The sequence below is a fragment of the Stenotrophomonas thermophila genome, assembly GCF_001499715.1.
GTDB classification, from domain to species: Bacteria; Pseudomonadota; Gammaproteobacteria; order Xanthomonadales; family Xanthomonadaceae; genus Stenotrophomonas; species Stenotrophomonas hibiscicola.
In genome coordinates, this window is sequence record NZ_CVIW01000018.1 from 1 (window position 1) to 18,547 (window position 18,547).

At 68.4% G+C, this 18,547-nt stretch carries 16 protein-coding genes; 8 read left to right on the forward strand and 8 right to left on the reverse strand.

Annotation, left to right across the window (positions count from 1 at the left end; translation table 11 throughout):
- Positions 1-165 precede the first annotated feature (165 nt).
- Positions 166-573, forward strand: a complete 408-nt coding sequence (locus BN1263_RS09920) for a YciI family protein (RefSeq protein ID WP_058980848.1) — start codon at positions 166-168, stop codon at positions 571-573.
- Here the strand turns inward: BN1263_RS09920 and BN1263_RS09925 are convergent.
- Positions 551-2,632: an NHL repeat-containing protein gene (locus tag BN1263_RS09925; protein WP_058980850.1), complete on the reverse strand. Its 2,082-nt coding sequence runs from the start codon at positions 2,630-2,632 to the stop codon at positions 551-553. The two genes, BN1263_RS09920 and BN1263_RS09925, sit on opposite strands and share 23 nt — an antisense overlap.
- Before the next feature lie 165 nt (positions 2,633-2,797).
- Between BN1263_RS09925 and BN1263_RS09930 the strand changes: the two genes are divergently transcribed.
- A complete protein-coding gene (locus BN1263_RS09930; RefSeq protein ID WP_058980852.1) occupies positions 2,798-4,318 on the forward strand; it encodes a tetratricopeptide repeat protein in 1,521 nt (506 codons plus the stop codon).
- A 48-nt stretch (positions 4,319-4,366) separates the two neighbouring features.
- Here the strand turns inward: BN1263_RS09930 and BN1263_RS09935 are convergent, their stop codons facing one another.
- Positions 4,367-5,143, reverse strand: a complete 777-nt coding sequence (locus BN1263_RS09935; protein ID WP_058980854.1) for a lytic transglycosylase domain-containing protein — start codon at positions 5,141-5,143, stop codon at positions 4,367-4,369.
- Positions 5,144-5,372: 229 nt separating this feature from the next.
- On the reverse strand, positions 5,373-6,746 hold the full coding sequence (gene cycA, locus BN1263_RS09940) for a D-serine/D-alanine/glycine transporter (protein WP_058980856.1): 1,374 nt from the start codon (positions 6,744-6,746) through the stop codon (positions 5,373-5,375).
- 229 nt (positions 6,747-6,975) lie between these two features.
- On the opposite strand from cycA, the gene BN1263_RS09945 reads away from it, so the two are divergent.
- On the forward strand, positions 6,976-8,592 hold the full coding sequence (locus tag BN1263_RS09945; protein ID WP_058980858.1) for an EAL domain-containing protein: 1,617 nt from the start codon (positions 6,976-6,978) through the stop codon (positions 8,590-8,592).
- 319 nt (positions 8,593-8,911) lie between these two features.
- Here the strand turns inward: BN1263_RS09945 and BN1263_RS09950 are convergent, their stop codons facing one another.
- Both BN1263_RS09950 and BN1263_RS09955 read right to left on the reverse strand, forming a co-directional pair.
- Positions 8,912-10,096 (reverse strand): MFS transporter, encoded by a 1,185-nt coding sequence (locus BN1263_RS09950; RefSeq protein WP_058980861.1) that lies wholly within the window; start codon positions 10,094-10,096, stop codon positions 8,912-8,914.
- Entirely contained in the window at positions 10,093-11,271 is a 1,179-nt protein-coding gene (locus BN1263_RS09955) for a serine hydrolase domain-containing protein (protein ID WP_058980863.1), read from the reverse strand. The genes BN1263_RS09950 and BN1263_RS09955 overlap by 4 nt, the downstream gene beginning before the upstream one ends.
- Positions 11,272-11,497: 226 nt before the next feature.
- Here BN1263_RS09955 and BN1263_RS09960 point away from each other — a divergent pair, with 226 nt between their 5' ends.
- Together BN1263_RS09960 and BN1263_RS09965 are read left to right on the forward strand one after the other, a co-directional pair.
- Positions 11,498-12,397 (forward strand): LysR family transcriptional regulator, encoded by a 900-nt coding sequence (locus tag BN1263_RS09960; RefSeq protein ID WP_058980865.1) that lies wholly within the window; start codon positions 11,498-11,500, stop codon positions 12,395-12,397.
- Between the two features lie 227 nt (positions 12,398-12,624).
- Positions 12,625-14,232 (forward strand): ATP-binding cassette domain-containing protein, encoded by a 1,608-nt coding sequence (locus tag BN1263_RS09965; RefSeq protein WP_058980867.1) that lies wholly within the window; start codon positions 12,625-12,627, stop codon positions 14,230-14,232.
- 175 nt (positions 14,233-14,407) lie between these two features.
- On the opposite strand, the gene BN1263_RS09970 is transcribed toward BN1263_RS09965, so the two are convergent.
- Entirely contained in the window at positions 14,408-15,733 is a 1,326-nt protein-coding gene (locus tag BN1263_RS09970) for a GTP-binding protein (protein ID WP_058980869.1), read from the reverse strand.
- 69 nt (positions 15,734-15,802) lie between these two features.
- On the opposite strand from BN1263_RS09970, the gene BN1263_RS09975 reads away from it, so the two are divergent.
- On the forward strand, positions 15,803-16,177 hold the full coding sequence (locus BN1263_RS09975; RefSeq protein ID WP_021204442.1) for a MerC domain-containing protein: 375 nt from the start codon (positions 15,803-15,805) through the stop codon (positions 16,175-16,177).
- Between the two features lie 95 nt (positions 16,178-16,272).
- Here BN1263_RS09975 and BN1263_RS09980 read toward each other — a convergent pair whose 3' ends face one another.
- Entirely contained in the window at positions 16,273-16,557 is a 285-nt protein-coding gene (locus BN1263_RS09980; protein WP_058980872.1) for a metal/formaldehyde-sensitive transcriptional repressor, read from the reverse strand.
- Positions 16,558-16,605: 48 nt separating this feature from the next.
- Between BN1263_RS09980 and dmeF the strand changes: the two genes are divergently transcribed.
- Entirely contained in the window at positions 16,606-17,580 is a 975-nt protein-coding gene (dmeF, locus tag BN1263_RS09985; protein WP_058980874.1) for a CDF family Co(II)/Ni(II) efflux transporter DmeF, read from the forward strand.
- Between the two features lie 88 nt (positions 17,581-17,668).
- Here the strand turns inward: dmeF and BN1263_RS09990 are convergent, their stop codons facing one another.
- Complete coding sequence (locus BN1263_RS09990; RefSeq protein WP_058980876.1) at positions 17,669-17,953, reverse strand: hypothetical protein; 285 nt, start codon at positions 17,951-17,953, stop codon at positions 17,669-17,671.
- A gap of 90 nt (positions 17,954-18,043) precedes the next feature.
- Between BN1263_RS09990 and BN1263_RS09995 the strand changes: the two genes are divergently transcribed.
- On the forward strand, positions 18,044-18,460 hold the full coding sequence (locus BN1263_RS09995; RefSeq protein ID WP_058980878.1) for a hypothetical protein: 417 nt from the start codon (positions 18,044-18,046) through the stop codon (positions 18,458-18,460).
- The last annotated feature ends 87 nt before the right edge of the window (positions 18,461-18,547 follow it).

Below are 18,547 nucleotides of genomic sequence, written 5' to 3' on the forward strand. Positions count from 1 at the left end.
ACCCGCCTACCCACCCGGCCAAGCCCAAGAATCACGCTGTAGCGCCACCACGGAGGGGCTCCGCCGTTCGCCGATCCCCGCCGAAGGCGCCGCCTCCCGCGCTGCAGCATGCCCATGCGCAGACCTGCGCCATCATGGACACCCCGCCCCCGCCAGGACCGCGCCATGCAGCAGTACCTGCTTCTGATCTACATCGAGCCTGCCCTGCTGCAGGCCCTGCCCACCGAAGAATTCAACGCGCTGATGCGCGACTGCCTGGCCCATGCCGACAAGCTGCAGGCCGAAGGCACGCTGCTGGCCGCGCAGAAGCTGCAGCCGGTCGACACCGCGCAGACCCTGCGCGTGCGTGATGGCCACAGCCGTGTATTGGATGGCCCGTTCGCCGAAACCCGCGAACTGCTGGCCGGCTTCAACCTGATCGTCGCCCGCGACCGCGACGAAGCCATGCGCATCGCCCGCGACTTCCCTTGGGCACGCTTCGGCAGCATCGAAGTGCGGCCGCTGGAAGACATGGACGCCGAGCGCGAACGCTGCGGCGCGCCGGCTGCGGCTACGGCAGCAGCCGTACCCTGATCTCGCGCGGGCCGACGCCTTCGTTGCCACTGTAGTCGCGCACGCTGGCGCGCACGATGTACTCGCCCGGCGGCAGCGCCGCCGGCTGCCAGCGCCCGGTTTCCATCAGGCCATCGCGCACGGTGTTGGTGGCCAGGTAGCGGAAGCGGGTCACCGCGCTGCCATGCACGGTGATGCCGCTGTCCGGTGCGTAGGCCACGCGCACCGCTTCCCGCTGCGGCGGCATGCGGTTGAACACGATGTTCCAGCGTGGCTGCTCGTAGCCCGGCAGCGGTTGGCCGCCCGCATCGAGAATCTGGTAACCCACCTGGTACATGCCCAGGCGCCGCCGCGGCAGGTTGTTGTCGACCTGGTCCCAGGCTTCGACCACGATCTGCACACCGCGTCCCTGGCGCGCCACCATCACCACGCCACCGCTGCCTGCGGCCATCGGCTGGTCGTTGTCGTCCAGCAACGCCACATCGGTGATGCGCGGTGCGAAGTGGTCGGCGTAGTTCTGGAAGCCCAGCGCCACGGCGTTGGTCTCGAAACCACCGGTACCCACCGCCAGGTGCACATGCGCCTGGTTGTTGATGCTGCCCAGGCGATCGCCGACGTGGATACGCATGCCGCGGCGCACGCGCATCCGCTCCAGCTTGCCCTGCTCGTCGTACAACGCCTGCCAGCGCGCGTCGAACGGCACATCACGCGGGGTGCGGCCGACCCGCATGTGGATGTACTTGAGGCGATCCACGGCCAGGCCCTCGGCCTGTTCACCCAGACTCCAGGCCGCCATCGGGCTGCTGATCTTGCCATCGGCGATCGCCAGCACGGTCTGGCCCACATCACCGCGCACGTCGAAGCCCCCATGCAGGTGATGGCGGCTCTCGCCGCTGAAGTTGCCGCGCACCTCTCCCAGCGTGCCGACCACTTCGTGCCAGCCATCCTGCGGCGCCAGCGGCCAACGGCCGCCCGTCTTCGGCAACGCGGCATCGGCTGCCGGGCCGACCAGTGCCGGCGCAGGCAGTTCGCCCACCGGCAGCGGCCGCAGGCGATGCAGACGGTAGCTTGCGGCGTCGGCCACCAGCACGCTGCCATCGGCATCCAAAGCCAGGCCACTGGGGCGGGCCAGGCGTGGCAGTCGACCGTTGCCGACCAGCGCGATCTGATGGCCCTGCGGCGTCACCTGCACGATGCGGCCATCCATGTCGCCCACGTACAGCACGCCATCGTGGGTGGTGGCCAACGACAGCGGCCCATTGATCACGCCACCACCACCCACCACGGTGCTGACCGTGCCATCGGCACCGACGCGGCGCACCGCGTTGTTGAACAGGTCGGCCACCAGCAACGCGCCCTGCGCGTCGAAGGCCAGTGCCACCGGCGTATCGAAGCGCGCAGCGGCGCCCGTGCCATCGGCCAGGCCCGGCCGATCGCCACCGGCCAGTGTGCGCACGTTGCCATCGGTACCGATCACCCGGATGCGGTCATTGAAGGTATCGGCCACGTAGACCTGGCCCTGCGCATCCACTGCGATGCCCATCGGCGCATCGAAGCGCGCCTGCGCGGCAGGTCCATCAACGTGGCCCTGTTCACCACCGGCCAGCGTGGTCACCTGGCCGTCGGTGCCGATGCGGCGGATGGCATGGTTGCCGGTGTCGGCCACATACAGGTTGCCCTGCGCGTCGGCGGCAATGCCCGAAGGCGTGTTGAAACTGGCCTGCAGTGCCGGGCCATCAACGCGCCCCTCGCCCTGCCCGGCCACCGTTTCGACGCGGCCATCGGGCAGGCGGCGACGGATCCGGTTGTTATCACCGGCATCAGTGAAATAGACACTGCCATCGGCACTGCGCAGCAACGCATAGGGATCGGCGAAGCGTGCCTGCGCGGACGCGCCGTCGCGGTCACCGGGGTGACCATCGCCGGCCAGCGGCTCGATCTGTGCGGTCCACGCCAGTGGCGTTGGAGCCGGGCCCGCCGGTTCAGCCAACGTGTGCAGCGGTGTCTCCCACCAGGTCGCGGCCAGTGCCACTGCCGTTGCCAACGCCACACCTGCCGCCATCCATTGCCACCGTGCCATCGTGCTGCGCTGCCTGCCTGCTGCCTGAAGAGGCACCGACAATAGACGCTGGGCACCGCATGCGCCAAGGCCAATCGTACTGCCGGATACCAGAGTTCCATGCGCCACGCTTGTTCTCACCAGCCCCAGCAGGTTCAATGCGGTTCCCACGGATGGAGATCCTCCATGCCCCGCATCCTCCCCCTTGCTGCCCTGCTGGCCGCCGCATTGGCCAGCACATCCGCCACCGCTTCGATCACGGTGGCGCCGCAGAAGCCGTCAATCACCGCCGATGTGATGCACATGGCCTATGCCACCCGCTGGGATGAGGCCATCCAGCAGTCACGCAGCGGCAACACGCTGGGCGCGCTGATCGCGATGGAACGGCTGATGGAAGATCCGATGCTGGATGACTTCGATGCCGAACATCGCGGCCGCGCCGCGCAGGTGGCCGGCTGGACCGCGATGGTGCAGAAGAAGCCGGACCAGGCCCGCCGCTACCTGCAGCGCGCACTGGAAGCACTGCCGGACGACGCGCAGATCCTGCTGACCCTGGTCTCGGTGGAACTGTCCGAGAACCAACCGGCACCTGCCACGAAGCACCTGGTGCAGGCGCTGAAGCATGCCGAGGCGCCGTTGCCGGTGGACCACCACGCGATCAACTACCTGCAGTTCCGCCTGCGGGACCAGCCCCAGCAGCGCATGGAACTGCTGCAGGCGCTGTTCGACAACGGCTGGAAGAGCGGCGGCCTGGAACCCACCGGACTGTGGCTGGCACTGGCAACACTGCAGGCCGACAATGGCCGGGGCGACGACATCCCGGCCACGTTGGCGCGCATCACCGGCCCCGCCGAGATCATCCGCCTGCGCAGTGACAAGCGGTTTGATCGCTATGTCGACCGCGACGATGCCCGCTTCGACCCAGTGCAGGCTGCACAGAAGCACCTCGACGAACTGCGGGTTTCCGGCCTGCTCGACCGGGCGCTGGACGCACGCATGGCCGAGTTCAGCAGCACGCTGCTGATGCTGGACCGCAACGAGGAAGTGCTGGCGCTGACCGATGGCATGGCCGGTGCGGCGGCCGAAGGTGAGTCGCCCTCGGCGACGGAAGCCGAATGGGTGGCGTGGCTGCTCAACAGCCGGCTTATGGCGCTGCGCCGGTTGGGCCGTAACGATGATGCGCTGGCCACAGCCAGGCTGGCCGCACGCATCGGTGCGCTGGGCCCGGATGGTGCCGAGCACCAGTTCAACGTCGGCTTCTTGCTCAGTTCGCTGGGCCGCATGCAGGACGCTGCTGTCGCGGTGAATGACATGCCGGGCCTGGCCGGTTATGGCAAGGCGGCCCAGGCACTGCTGCAGTTCGTTGCCGCCCGTGAACGTGGCGATGCCAAGACCGAACAGGCCGCGCGCGCAGCCATCCTGGCCCAGGGCGATGACGCGCGCCTGTTCCAGCGCGAGATGCTGCTGGAGGAAGGCAATCTGGACGCGGCCGCTGCGGTGCTGATCGAACAGCTGCGCTCACCGGTTGAGCGCGGCGAGGCACTGGCCTCCCTGCAGGACATGCGCACCTATCCGTCGCTGCCCGGCGACGTGAAGATCGATGCCGCCTGGCGTGTGCTGAAGCAGCGTGCCGACGTGCAGGCCGAGGTGGCACGCGTCGGCCGCATCGAGCACTACGACCTGGTCAGCACGTCCACCTCGCGCTGAGCCGATTTCCTGTGGAGCCGAGCGTGGGCTCGGCACTACACCTCCCGCCTAGCGGGCTGGCACTTCGGTGCGGATGCCCATCGCTTCGCGGTAGCGCGCGTACAGCGCCATCACCTTGTCCACATAGGCCAGGGTTTCGGCGTAGGGCGGCACGCCCTTGTAGCGGGTGACTGCACCGATGCCCGCGTTGTAGGCAGCCGCCGCCAACGGGCGATCGCCGTTGTAACGGCGCAGCAGCGCGCGCATGTAGCGCGCGCCGCCCTCGATCGACTGCTGCGGCGAAAACGGATCGCGCACGCCATATTCCTGTGCGGTCTCCGGCATCAACTGCATCACGCCCTGTGCGCCCTTGCTGGACACCGCCAGCGCATCGAAATTGCTTTCGGCATGGGCGATTGCGCGCAGCCAGGCATCGTCGACGCCCGTGGCCTTGGCCGCGGCCTTGAACTGCCTGGCGTGCTGCGCCAGCTGCGGCTTGCCCACCTTGCCCAGGCCTTCGTGGGCAGGCTCGCCCGGCGGCGTGGCCACGGTGAACTTCAGGAATACCCGCGAGCCGGGCAGGTTGCGGGTGGAGTAGACCAGCACGCCATCCTGCTCGCGCTCGTACAGTACGCCGCTGAACACGCCCATGTTGCCCCACAGGTTCGGGGTCTGGATGGCGTTGTCGTCGATTTCCTTCGGGCTACAGCGCGAACCCGGTTCCGGCGCGGTGGCCAGGCTGACGGTGTTGCCCTGCACACAGCGGTAGACAGTGCGTGCGGCGGCCAGCCCGGGCCACAGGCTGGGCAGCAGCAACAGCACAAGCAGGAGAGGGCGACGGGACATGGCGGCCGGATCATCCGGCCGCGCCCGCGAATGTTGGGTGAATGGGGGTCGGCAGGGCTGCGCCCTGCACTTGCGCCGGCGCTCGCAGCGGTAGAGTCGACTGTCAGTCGACTATCGCGCGCAGCGCGGGGTTTTCCGGAAGCCCATGGAAGAGCAGTCGACTAACAGTCGACTCTACCGATTTCCGATGTTCCCGATTTCCGGCGTTGCCGAAACCCCGCATTCCCGGTCATTTCACCGTTCTGCGACGCAGCCGGTACCCCACGCCCAGCAGCACGAACCACACCGGGCTGGCGATCAGCGCCTGGCGGGTGTCAGCCTGCAGGCTCAGCAGCACCAGCACCGCGGCGAAGAACACCAGGCAGGCCCAGCACATGGCGACGCCGCCGGGCATCTTGAAGATCGAGGCGGCGTGACGTTCAGGGTGGCGGCGGCGGTAGACCATGTAAGCCACCAGGATCAGCGACCAGACGAAGATGAACAGCACCGTCGCCAGCGTGGTCACCAGGGTGAAAGCAGTCACCAGGTTCGGAATCAGGTAGATCAGCAGCGTACCACCCAGCAGGCACAGGCACGAGAACAGCAGGCCACGGGCAGGCACGGCAGCGCGCGACAACTTCGACAGCCCCCGCGGTGCGTGGCCTTCCTCGGCAAGGCCGTACAGCATGCGACTGGTGGAGAAGATGCCGCTGTTGGCCGAGGACGTGGCCGAAGTCAGCACCACGAAGTTGATCAGGCTGGCGGCGGCAGGAATGCCGGCCAGCACGAACAGCTGCACGAACGGGCTCTTGTCCGGCACCACCTGGCGCCACGGGGTGACGGCCATGATCGCAATCAGCGCCAGCACGTAGAAGATGATGATGCGTACCGGAATCGAGTTGATCGCCTTGGGCAGGTTGCGCTCGGGGTCGGCGGTCTCGGCGGCGGTGGTGCCGACCAGCTCGATGCCGACGAAGGCGAACACCGCAATCTGGAAACCGGCGAAGAAGCCGACCAGGCCCATCGGGAACAGGCCGCCGTCATTCCACAGGTTCGACAGCGACGCGGTCTGGCCACTGGGCGAGGTGAAGCCCCAGGCCACCAGCCCGGCGCCGGTGATGATCAGCGCGCAGATCGCCACGATCTTGATCAGCGCAAACCAGAACTCCATCTCGCCGAACAGCTTCACGGTCACCAGGTTCAGTGCCAGCAACAGCAGCACGCAGGCCAGCGCCGGTATCCACGCATCCAGCCCGGGGAACCAGAACTGCGCATAGGCGGCAATGGCGATCACATCGGCGATGGCGGTCACGATCCAGCAGAACCAGTATGTCCATCCACAGAAGAACCCGGCCCATGGGCCGAGCAGATCCGTGGAGAAATCGATGAAGGACTTGTACTGCAGATTCGACAGCAGCAGCTCACCCATCGCGCGCATCACGAAGAACAGCATCGCGCCGATGATCAGGTAGACGAAGACGATGGAGGGTCCGGCCAGGCTGATGGTCTTGCCCGAGCCCATGAACAGGCCGGTGCCGATGGCACCGCCGATGGCGATCAGTTGCAGGTGGCGGTTGGAAAGGCTGCGGCGCAGGTGCTCGGGGGGCGTTGCGGGCTCGGTCATGGGCGCGGGCAAGAGGGCGGCGAAGCGTTCGACGGTAGTCCTCCAGCGCCCGGAGCGCCAGCATCGGGCGGGTCAATCACGTCAAACTTGGCCGCTTTCATCACAATGTGACCGAATACCGGATTGATCCCATTCCGCCCGGCCCTGCGCCATGCTCAGATAGCCGTTCCTGCCCAAGGATCGGCCCGCCCATGTGCCCTGCCCTGCCCACCCCGCTGGAGCCCCGGCCATGAGCCGGCTGCGCGTGATCATCGGTGGCACCGCGCTGGCGATTCTGGCCGCGGCCGTGCCGATCGCGGTGATGGCCTATGCCACCTGGGACCGGGCCGTCAGTGTCGAGCAGCAGCGCCTGCGCGATATCGCCGGTCGTACCCTGCGCCGCGCCGACCAGTCCTACCGGGAAGCACTGGCGGCGCTGCAGTCGGCCGAGGCCGGCGCCCAGGACGCCTGCGGGCCGGACCATATCCGGCGCATGCAGACGCTGGTGATGACGTCGCCGTCGGTTGACCAGATGGGCTACTTCGAGGGTGGCAAGCTGCGCTGCACGTCGTGGGGGCCGTTCCTGTCCGACGTGAGGCAGCCGAAGGCCGACCACGTCACCAGTGATGGCGCCGGCATTGCCGTGGATGTGCGCCCCGAGGCAAGCGGACGGCGCCAGGTGCTGTCGATCCTGTATGGCAACTACGACGTCCTGGTCGATCCGCGCCGGTTTGTCGATGTCATCGCCGACCCGAACGTGCGCCTTGCCCTGGCCAGCCCGGATGGCCGCCTCCTGGCCAGGCAGAGCGGCATGGATCCCGCGTTGCTGGAGACCCTGCTGCGTGCGCCCGAGGAAGGCCTGGACCACAACACCCTGTACGCCACCGCCCGCAATGAAGAGTGGCTGGCGATCGCAACCACGCCGCGTACCGCGCTGGCTGCAACCTTCCGCCAGCAGGCGTGGCTGTTCGTGCCGATCGGCGTTCTGCTGGCCGCTGCCGGTGCCGGCCTGGTGGTGTGGCTGTCGCGTCGCCGCCTGTCCCTGCGCGGCGAACTGGCCACGGCGATCCGCCGCCGCGAGCTGTACCTGCACTACCAGCCGATCATCGAGCTGGATACCGGCATCTGCGTCGGCGCCGAGGCCCTGGTGCGCTGGCAGCGCCCGGATGGCACGCAGGTACGGCCGGACCTGTTCATTCCGCTGGCCGAAGAGGCCGGCATGATCGGCGCGATCACCGATCTGGTGATCGAGAACGTCGTGCGCGACATGCGCGATCTGTTGGTCGCCGACCGCAGCGCACACATCGCGATCAACCTGGCCGCCGAAGACATCAGCAGCGGCCGTGCGCTGAAGATGATCTCCAAGCACATGACCGGCAGCGGCATCCTGCCGCAGCAGATCTGGATGGAAGCCACCGAGCGCGGCTTCCTCGATCTGGACCGCGCCCGCACGATGCTGGCGCAGGCACGTCGCGCCGGCCACAGCGTGGCCATCGATGATTTCGGAGTCGGCTTCTCCAGCCTGCAGTACCTGGAGCAGCTGCCGCTGGACGCGCTGAAGATCGACAAGTCGTTCATCGATGCGATCGACACCGAGAGCGCGACGAGCCCGGTGACGCCGCACATCATCGACATGGCCAAGGAGCTGGGCCTGTGGGTGGTGGCCGAGGGCGTGGAGACCGAGGCGCAGTTGGCATATCTGCATGCGCGCAAGGTCGAGTTCGCGCAGGGCTGGCTGTTCTCGCGGCCGCTGCCACGGGACGAGTTCGTGGTGTTCCACCACAAGCGGCAGCAGCGCTATGGCGCGGCGCGGGAGCACATGCAGAATCCGCGCAGCGTGCCGATCGAGCGTGAGGGCGTGGAGTAGGACGGCGAACGGCGGAGCCCCTCGTGGTGGGGCGCGCCCGGCGAATCCATCAGTTGGGGCCGGGGGGTGGGTCGCGCAGGGGGCGCTGCAAGTACGTCCATGTAAGCTCGGTCGCCGCATCCATGCGGCTCACGCCCCTGCGCAACCCACCCGGCCACGGACACATTGCGGCGGCGTCCTACCACGGAATCAACAGAAGAAAGCAAAAGCAAAAGCAAACGCGGGTCGCTGCGCTCGGTGGATCCACGCCATGCGTGGATGGCGGGGACCACGGTAGTGCCGGCCGCTGGCCGGCACCTCCGTAACGTTTGCCTTGGGCCTACGCCCAGGCCTTCGGCCGTGCCAGCAACCACGCCACGCTCACCGACAGCAGCAGCAACGGCAGCCATCCCAACTGGTTTGGGCCGCCCGCCTGCAGCAGCACACCCCCTGCAACGCCACCGGCAGCAATGGCCAGGTTCCAGCCGGTCACCAGCATCGACTGCGCCAGATCTGCGGCGGCACCGGCACGCCGCGCCAATGCGGTCTGGAACAACGTAGGTACCGCGCCAAAGGCAACGCCCCACAGGATCGTCGCCAGCAGCAGCGCGATCGCGTCGCCCGGCCACAGCAGCAGCGCGAGCACCGGCACGATGAAGCCGATCACGGCCGCCCACACCAGCGTGCGCAGGTGGCGATCCACACCCCAGCCAGCGATACCGATACCGGCAATGGCCGCCAGCCCGAAGGCCAGCAGCAGGCGGTCCAGCCACGGGCCGGCCCCCGCCTCCACCGCCAGCGGTTCGATGTAGGTGTAGAGCACGTTGTGCGCCAGCACGTACAGCACCATTACCGCCAGCGCGCTGCGCACGCCGGGCATGCGCCACACCGTCGCCAGCGAGGTGCGCCGGCCGGCTGCCGCCGCCGGCAGCGCGGGCAGCGCCCAGCGTGCGTAGGCAAACAGCACCACGGCCAGCACGCTCATCAGGGCGAATGCCCAGCGCCAGCCGAGCTGCTGCCCCAGCAACGTGCCCGCCGGTACGCCCAGCGACAGCGCCAACGGCGATCCGACCATCGCCACCGCAATTGCCCGGCCCTGCAGCGAGGGCACCACCATGCGCGCCGCATAGCCGGCCACCAGCGACCACAACAGGCCACCACTCACCCCGGCCAGGAAGCGCGCGGCCAGGATCAGTGGATAGCTGCTGCTCACTGCGGTCAGCGTATTGACCACCACGAAGCCGGCAATGGCGGCCAGCAACAAGGCGCGTCGCGGCAGGCGCTGGGTCAACGCAGTCATCGGCAGTGCGGCCATCACCGAGCCGAGCGCGTACACGCTGACCAGCTGGCCAACCGCCGCGTCGCTCACGCCGAGGCTTTCGCCCATCGGCTGCAGGACGCCGGCCGGCAGGGTCTCGGTCAGCAGAGTGATGAAGCCGCCACCGGCCAGCGCCAGCAGCCCCGCCCACGGCAGGCGCGTGGCTTCACCGGCTGGGCCAGCCGCATCGATGGCATGGCCGCTCATCGGGCGGCCTCCAGATCGGCGTAGACCGCATCACGCAGCTCATCGACGAAGGCGCCATCCATGCCTTCGTACAGGGTGTTGGTCAGCGCCACCACGCTGAGCCCACGCGCAGGATCGACAAACCAGCTGTGCCCGTAGGCGCCGCCCCAACGCCATGTGCCTGCGCTCTGCGGCGTACCGCTGGCGGCCGCATCGCGCAGCACCGCAAAGCCAAGGCCGAAGCCCCAGCCGGCCGGTTCCGGCGGCCCCTGTTCGCCTACCTGCGGGCTGGCCATCTCCGCTGCCAGTGCCGGCGGCAACAGGCCTGAACGCTGCACATCACGCAAGGCCTCCAGCACCGCCATCACTTCATCGGCGCTACCGACCAGGCCTGCCCCGGCCGAAGCGAAACGGCTGGCATCGGTGGCGCGCGCGAGGCTGTACTCGATACCGACAGTACCCTCGAACGGAGCGACCACCTCGCCTTCGCGCAGGCGGTGCGGCCGCGGTGTGTCGCTCACATAGGGCGTGGCCAGCCGTGCCGCGTTGCGCGCAGCGAAGGCGGTGTCACGCAGGCCCAGGGGTGCGGCCAGCAAGCGCTCGAACAGTGCCTGCAGAGATTCACCGGTCGCTGCTTCAGCCACGGCACCGGCAACGTCCACGCCCAGCGAGTACAGCCAGTGGCTGCCCGGCGCGAACAGCAGCGGTGCCTGCGCGATGCGGCGCACGTTCTCGGCCAGCGAGAGCGGGTTCGCGTCCAGGCCATCGCTGACCCCGGCGCGCGCATAGGGGCCGTCCACATCGGCTTCGAGGAAGCGGTAGCCCAGCCCGCTGCTGTGGCTGAGCAGCTGGCGCAGGCTGATCGGCGGCGCAGTGCCATCGGCCAACGCCGGGCGGAAATCCGGCAGCCAACGCTGTACCGATGTGTCCAGGTCGAGCACACCCTCGGCCACCAGGCGCAGGATCACCGTGCTCAGCAGCGGCTTGCTCACCGACGCCAGCCGGAACAGCTGGTCGCGCTGCATCGGCGTGACCGATTCACGATCGGCCAGCCCGGTCGCGCTGTCATGGCGCAGTACGCCGTGCTCGCGCACCAGCACCACCGCGCCGACCAGGCGCTGCGGGTGGACCTGCTTCAGCAGCCGCTCCACTGAAGGCAGCGTCGGCGCAGGGGCAAGGGAAGGAACAGCATTCATCGCGATGGTCCGTGGGGAGAGGCCGCCACGTTAGGCAGCGGGTGGCCGCGCAAAAAGCCGGTTGCCGCTCCGGGCATCATGGACCGTCCAGTCCGCAATCGGCATGATTGCCGGAACTGCATGGCCGCAACCGTCCCCACGCCACCGCGCATCACAGTGTTGCGATGGCGGTGCCGCCCGCTACCTTCACGCAACCTACCCTGCCGCTTTCATTGCCCGCACGCCCATGTCAGTCCTGGACAACCTCGCCAACCTGCAGACCTTCGTGCACGCGGCCGACACCCGCAGCTTCGTCGAGACCGGACGCCTGCAGGGTATTTCCGCCTCGGCAGCGGGCAAGTGCGTGGCACGGCTGGAGCACGCGCTGGGCGTACGGCTGTTCCATCGCAGCACGCGCAGCATCACCCTCACCGCCGAGGGCCAGCTGTTCCTGGCGCGCTGCCGGCGCATCCTGGACGAACGCGATGCCGCGCGCACCGAGCTGGCACAACCGCACGCCTCGCCCCGTGGCACCCTGCGCATCAGCCTGCCCCTGGTTGGCGACCTCACCCTGCCGTTGATGGCCGAGTTCATGGCGGCGTACCCGGATATCCGCCTGGACCTGGACTTCAGTGACCGCCTGGTTGATGTCATCGAGGAGGGCTTCGATGCGGTGCTGCGCGTCGGCGAACCCAGCGACTCACGCATGAACGCACGGCGCCTGGGTGTGTTCCCGCGCCGCGTCGTTGCCTCGCCGGGCTACCTGCAGCGCTGCGGCGTTCCGCGCACGCCGGCAGGCTTGATGCAGCACACGCTGCTGCACTATCGCTTCCCCACCACCGGCAAGCTGGAACCGTGGCCGATCCACTGGCCCGACGATGAAACGCCGCAGGAGCTTCCGGTGCACATGGTGGCCAACACCATCGAAGCGCGGGTGGCGCTCGCACTGCGCGATATCGGCCTGGCCTTCGTGCCGGTGCACTCGGTGCGCGATGCCCTGGCCGACGGCCGCCTGGTCACGGTGCTGGACGAACACGTGCATTCCTGCGGCACCTTCCATCTGCTGTGGCCGTCGGGCCGACACGTACTGCCGAAGCTGCGGGTGTTCATCGACTTCGTCGGCGACCGCCTGGGTACCGTGCCGTAGCCACGAGCAATCCACCCATGCCCGGCCCACAGTAGATCCACGCCATGCGTGGATGCTCTTGTAGTGCAGAGCCATCAAACCATTCAGCCGACCCCGCTATACTGGCCCTACACTCCTCTCAGAGGCTCGCGACCAATGCGCCATTGATGCCGCCGTCTTCCCACCAGACGGCCTGACTCTTCCCGCCCCCTGCGCGCAGGGGAGAACCCGGCATCCATGGAGGTCGCATGACCCCGCATTCCCTCACGCTCGATCGCGTGTCGTATCGATTGGCCGACGGCCGCCTGCTGTTTTCCGATCTGACGTTTTCCTTCGAACCGGTTGCTACCGGCCTGGTCGGTGCCAATGGCGCCGGCAAGAGTGTGCTGGCACGCCTGCTGGCTGGCCGGCTGCTGCCCGACACCGGCCAGGTACGCGGCAGTGGCCGGGTGTTCCTGTTGCCGACGCCCGGTTATCCCCCCGCCGGCACGGTTGGTGAACTGGCCGGCGTCGGCGCGGAACTGGCCGCGTTGCAACGCATCGAGGCCGGCAGCGTGGATGAGGCCGACTTCGCCTGCATCGGCGACCGCTGGGATCTGCGCGAATGCCTGCAGCAGCAATGGCAGGTGCTCGGGCTGCCCGATGACCTCGATCCCGCCCAGCCTGCCGCGCGTCTCAGCGGTGGCCAGGCGATGCAGGTGGCGCTGTCCGGTGCCTGGGCCAGCGGTGCCGATTGGCTGATCCTGGACGAACCCAGCAACCACCTCGATGCACGCCATCGCCAACAGCTGTACGAGCAGTTGCAGCAGTGGCGCGGTGGCCTGCTGGCGGTCAGTCATGATCGCGAGCTGCTTGGGCACATGCAGCAGATCGTCGAGCTCGATGGGCGCGGGCTGCATCGTTACGGCGGACCGTGGCAGCACTACGCCGATGCGCGCGCCGCCGAGCGCGAAGCTGCCGCCGCCCAGCTCGACCATGCGCGCGCCCAGCACCGGCAGCAGCAACGCAGCGCGCGCGAACAGCACGAACGGCAACAACAACGCCAGGCGCGTGGCAATCGCGATGCGAAGCAGGCCAACCAGGCCCCCATCCTGCTCGGCCGGCAGAAGCAGCGCGCCGAGGCCAGCCACGGCCGCGCGCAGCTGGTACAGGCCGAACGCCTGCAGGCCAGCGCAGAGCAGCTGCGCGCAGCGGCATCGGCGGTGCATGTGGCGCCGGAGCTGGCGCTGTTTGCCGTCGCAGGCGAACGTGGCAGCAGGCGTCTGCTGCAGGCCGAATCCCTGGTGCTGCCGCATGGCTGCAGTGCGCCGTTGCAGCTGGAGATCCGCCGCGGGCAGCGCATCGCCGTGGTCGGCGACAACGGTGCGGGAAAATCCACCCTGCTGCGCGTGCTGGCCGGCCAGTTGCCTGCGCGCAGCGGCATCGTGCAACGGCATGCGCCACTGGCCCTGCTCGACCAGCAGCTGCTGGGGCTGTCCGGCGAGCGCAGCATCCTCGACACCGTGCAGGCCGCCAACCCGCGCGCGGCCCCCGGCGAACTGCGCACACGGCTGGCCCTGCTCGGGCTGGACGCGCAGCGCATCCAGCGGCAAGCCAGCAGCCTCAGCGATGGCGAACGGGTGAAAGGCGCGCTGGCCAGCGTGCTGTATGCCGATCCCGCACCGCAGCTGTTGCTGCTGGACGAGCCGGGCAATGCGCTGGATCTGAGCGCGTTGCAGGCGTTGGAAGAATTGCTTGCGGCGTGGCCGGGCGCACTGGTGATGGTCAGCCACGACCGGCACCTGCTGCAGGCATTGCGACCGACGCAGGTACTGCGAATCACCGCCGACGCCTGGCAATGGCGCGACGCCTTGTAGATCCACGCCATGCGTGGGTTCGATTCTGTAGAGCCGAGCCCACGCTCGGCTGACGCATCACGCATGGCGTGGAACCACTGCAATTGCAGCCGAGCGTGGGCTCGGCTCTACAAGGCGGGCAAAGACCGGTTGAACCGCCATCCACGCATGGCGTGAATCTACTGGAGCCGTTCGCTCACCGCTTCCACACCGGGAACGCCTGCGGCAACTGCTGCCACAGCAACGGCCCCGCACGCAGTTCCTGATCGTTGAGCAGGCACGCGTCCAGCTCCGCTCGCACCGCGCGCTCATCCATGTGCACGCCGATCACCACCAACTCCTGGCGGCGATCCCCCCACAACGGATGCCACAGGCGCTGCATCGCCGAATGCGCGGCCGCATCCGGGAAGTCCTCCGGCCCCGGCAACGGTGCGCTCCAGCAATCGGCCTGCTGCCGTGCCCAGCCGAGGTCGCTGTACGGCAGCGGCGTGGGCGGCAGCAATGGCGCGGTGTCCTCCAGCCCAGCGCGCACGCGATCACGCGCGGCGTACCAGAACCCCGCCGCCTGCGTGCGCGTTGCTGCGCCCACGGTGTTCAGTTCGCCCACCCAGTCCATGCGGTTGGCCAGCCAGAACCAGCCCTTGCTGCGGATCACGCCAGGCATGCCCGACTGCAGCGCGCGGGCGAAGCGGGCGGGATGGAACGGTCGCCGCGAGCGGTAGACGAAGCTGCCGATGCCGTACTCTTCGGTCTCCGGCGTATGCTCGCCACGCAGTTCCTTCACCCAGCCCGGCGCACGTTGCGCACGCTCGTAGTCGAAGCGGCCGGTGTCCAGCAGCTCGGCCAGTGGCACGTCACCGAAGCGGGACAGCAGCAGCTTCGCGTCGCGGTTCAGGCCGCGCAGCACGGCCAGCGTGTCCTGCAGCAAGTCATCTTCCGTCTGATCGACCTTGCTGACCACGATCACATCGGCGAATTCGACCTGCTCGCACAACAGGTCGACCACGCCGCGATCGTCGTCCGGCCCGGCCTGCTGGCCACGCTCGGCCAGGCGCAGCGTCGAGCCGAAGTCGGCGAGGAACGCGCTGCCATCCACCACCGTCACCATCGTGTCCAGTCGCGCGACGTCACTCAGGCTGAAGCCATGCTCGTCGCGTACGGCGAAGGTGGCTGCCACCGGCATCGGCTCGCCGATGCCGGTCGACTCGATCAGCAGGTAGTCGTAGCGGCCGGCGTCGGCCAGGCGCCGCACTTCCTGCAGCAGGTCATCGCGCAGCGTGCAGCAGATGCAGCCATTGCTGAATTCCACCAGCGTCTCCTCGGTGCGGCGCAGTTCGGCCCCACCCTCGCGCACCAGCTGCGCGTCGATGTTGACCTCGCTCATGTCGTTGACGATGACCGCCACACGCAGGCCCGCGCGGTTGCGCAGGATCTGGTTGAGCAGGGTGGTCTTGCCGGCCCCCAGGAAGCCGGACAGCACGGTGACCGGAAGGCGACGGTCGGCGCGGGAAACAGTGTTCATGTCGGAGCGGGTTGGCTGCGGAACGGAAATGTTACTGTATAACATTTGTCGTGCAAGGAGCCTCCCCCGATGAAGTCGCCGTCTGCCGCCCTGCTCGATGCCGGCGCTGTCGCCCTGTCCAGCCTGTGCCTGCTGCACTGCCTGGCGCTGCCGCTGCTGGCCGCCGCGTTGCCGCTGTTCGGCGCGTGGGCCGAGGCGGAATGGGTGCACTTGCTGTTCGTGGCCATCGCCCTGCCGCTGACCGGCTACGCGCTGTGGCGGGCCGAGCGTCGCCGTCGCCTCCCCGTGCTGGCCTGGGCCACCGCCGGCGCCGGGCTCGGCCTGCTGCTGGCCGGCGCGCTTGCGCTGCCCTCGCACGACTGGGAAACACCGATGACGGTCACCGGCAGCCTGCTGCTGGCCGCCACGCACATCTGGAACGCACGGCACCGCCACGGGGGGTAGAGGCGACTGTTAGTCGACTATCGCGCGAAGCGCGGGGTTTTTCGTTGGTTGTACGAAGCGCAGTCGACTAACAGTCGACTCTACCCGCCCTCGGCCTATTTGCCGTAGCGGCGCAGCAGCTCGACCAGCACCTCGGCCTCGGCCGCCCGCTGCTGCGGGTCTTCGGCGCCCACCACGTGTTCCTGCAGGTGCTCGTGCAGCAGCTCCATCAGCAGGCTGTGGGCGGCACCGCGCACGGCGGCGACCTGCACCAGCACGTCCGCGCAGTCGCCGGCCTCGCCCTCGGGCGTGTCCAGTGCCTGCTCCAGTGCCGCCACCTGGCCCGCGATGCGGCGCACCCGGGTCAGCAGCTGCTTACGATTTTTGTGTACGTGCGCCATGGCGTGATCATATACCCTATGGGGGTATCCACTCCAGTTCCCGCCCCCATGCACCTGGACGCCCTCGCCGCCGCCCGCCGCCACGAACACCGCTTCGACGACGGCAACCCGCTGGCCGAACGCAATACCCGCCGCGCCCTGTGGCTCACCGTCAGCATGATGGTCGTGGAGATCGTCGGCGGCTGGTGGTTCAACTCCATGGCCGTGCTCGCCGACGGCTGGCACATGAGTTCGCATGCGCTGGCGCTCGGGCTCTCGGCGTTTGCGTACCGCTGCGCACGCCGCTACGCGCACGACCCGCGCTTCGCCTTCGGCACCTGGAAGATCGAGATCCTGGCCGGCTATACCAGCGCCATCGCCCTGCTCGGCGTGGCCGCGTTGATGGCGGTGCAGTCGCTGGAGCGGCTGTGGGTACCGGCACCGATCCACTACAACGAAGCCATCGCCATCGCTGCGGTAGGCCTGGGCGTGAACCTGCTCTGTGCATGGTGGCTGCACGACAGCCCGGGCCACGCGCATCACCACCACGGGCATGACCATGGCCATCATCACGGGCATGACCACGAACACCACGATCACGGCCATGCACACGGTCACGACCTCAATCTGCGCTCGGCCTATGTGCACGTGCTGGCCGACGCCGCCACCTCGGTGCTGGCCATCATCGCCCTGCTCGGCGGCAAGCTGCTGGGCCTGACCTGGCTGGACCCGGTGATGGGCCTGGTCGGCGCCATGCTGGTGACGGTGTGGGCGGTGGGCCTGCTGCGCGACAGCGGCCGCATCCTGCTCGACGCGCAGATGGACGCTCCGGTGGTGGCCGAAGTACGCGAAGTGATCGAACAGGGCCCGTGGCCGGCACGTCTGGCCGACCTGCACGTCTGGCAGGTCGGTCGCGGCAAGTACGCGGTCAGTGCCAGCGTGGTCACCAGCGACGCAGGTCTGGATGCCGATACCGTGCGCCAAGCGCTGGCGATCCATGAGGAGCTGGTGCATGTCACCGTGGAGATCCACCGCAGCACCTGACCTGCATCCGGTAGTGCCGGCCGCTGGCCGGCAACTCCATGAACGCCGCATGCGACCTGCAGGTGCCGGCCAGCGGCCGGCACTACCGCTAGAGCTTCAACATCATCCGCAGCACGTACATCAGCAGCGGCAGCGCGCTCAGCACCGCACCGCTGATGCCGATCCATGGCCAGCGCTCACCGCGCACGCGCGAGGCTACGGCCAGGCCGCCGCCCACCAGCGCCGCACCCAGCACGCCCACGCCCAGCCCTGCGGCCATGCCATTGCCACCCGCAGCGACCGCCGCCTGTGCCGCTACGGTGCCTGCCCCCCACCCCACTGCAATACCCAGCCAACTGGCCACGCCGCACCACGGTGCCTTGCCCTGCGCCATCCGAAAACCCCTGTGTCCTTGCCGAATTTCTGCACGGGCCACGCCCGCGTGCTGCCTACACTAGCCGCACCTGCACTGTAGGGACATCCCATGCGAGCGCTCCGCCTGCTGCTGCCCGGTGCCCTGCTGCTGCTCACTGCCTGCGGCGACGATGCGCGGCGTCCCTTCTCCGCCGACCCATTGCAGGGCTGCTTCGCCACCGGCGCGCGCAAGCCCGCCGACTTCCGCATCGACAAGGAAGGCGGCCAGTACTTCGTCTCCTTCAGCCGCGGCGAGCAGTGGCAGCGCGAACCCAATGCCCTGCACAAGGCCACTTCCAGCGAGATCAGCCGCTACTTCCGCGACGACGCCGACCAGATCGACAGTGCGCTGATCCGCATGGCCGGTGGCTTCGGCATCTTCCACTTCAACAAGGGCGCGACGTTGAAGGGCAAGGCCAGTGATAGTGACTACATGGCGCTGATGCTGATCGGGGCTGGGCCGGTGTATGCGGTGAAGTGCGATTGAACTGTAGCGCCGGGCCCGCGCTCGGCTCCTTTTGCAGTAGATCCACGCCACGCGTGGATGCAGGCATGTGGAGCCGGGCGTGGGCTC

Bases quoted from the DNA above. Each gene is read 5' to 3' on its own strand.
- BN1263_RS09995 (WP_058980878.1), top strand. From the start codon at position 18,044: ATGCGAGCGCTCCGCCTGCTGCTGCCCGGTGCCCTGCTGCTGCTCACT.
- BN1263_RS09925 (WP_058980850.1), bottom strand. From the start codon at position 2,632: ATGGCACGGTGGCAATGGATGGCGGCAGGTGTGGCGTTGGCAACGGCA.
- BN1263_RS09955 (WP_058980863.1), bottom strand. From the start codon at position 11,271: ATGAATGCTGTTCCTTCCCTTGCCCCTGCGCCGACGCTGCCTTCAGTG.
- BN1263_RS09920 (WP_058980848.1), top strand. From the start codon at position 166: ATGCAGCAGTACCTGCTTCTGATCTACATCGAGCCTGCCCTGCTGCAG.
- BN1263_RS09935 (WP_058980854.1), bottom strand. From the start codon at position 5,143: ATGTCCCGTCGCCCTCTCCTGCTTGTGCTGTTGCTGCTGCCCAGCCTG.
- cycA (WP_058980856.1), bottom strand. From the start codon at position 6,746: ATGACCGAGCCCGCAACGCCCCCCGAGCACCTGCGCCGCAGCCTTTCC.
- BN1263_RS09930 (WP_058980852.1), top strand. From the start codon at position 2,798: ATGCCCCGCATCCTCCCCCTTGCTGCCCTGCTGGCCGCCGCATTGGCC.
- BN1263_RS09975 (WP_021204442.1), top strand. From the start codon at position 15,803: ATGAAGTCGCCGTCTGCCGCCCTGCTCGATGCCGGCGCTGTCGCCCTG.
- BN1263_RS09945 (WP_058980858.1), top strand. From the start codon at position 6,976: ATGAGCCGGCTGCGCGTGATCATCGGTGGCACCGCGCTGGCGATTCTG.
- BN1263_RS09970 (WP_058980869.1), bottom strand. From the start codon at position 15,733: ATGAACACTGTTTCCCGCGCCGACCGTCGCCTTCCGGTCACCGTGCTG.
- BN1263_RS09965 (WP_058980867.1), top strand. From the start codon at position 12,625: ATGACCCCGCATTCCCTCACGCTCGATCGCGTGTCGTATCGATTGGCC.
- dmeF (WP_058980874.1), top strand. From the start codon at position 16,606: ATGCACCTGGACGCCCTCGCCGCCGCCCGCCGCCACGAACACCGCTTC.
- BN1263_RS09960 (WP_058980865.1), top strand. From the start codon at position 11,498: ATGTCAGTCCTGGACAACCTCGCCAACCTGCAGACCTTCGTGCACGCG.
- BN1263_RS09950 (WP_058980861.1), bottom strand. From the start codon at position 10,096: ATGAGCGGCCATGCCATCGATGCGGCTGGCCCAGCCGGTGAAGCCACG.
- BN1263_RS09990 (WP_058980876.1), bottom strand. From the start codon at position 17,953: ATGGCGCAGGGCAAGGCACCGTGGTGCGGCGTGGCCAGTTGGCTGGGT.
- BN1263_RS09980 (WP_058980872.1), bottom strand. From the start codon at position 16,557: ATGGCGCACGTACACAAAAATCGTAAGCAGCTGCTGACCCGGGTGCGC.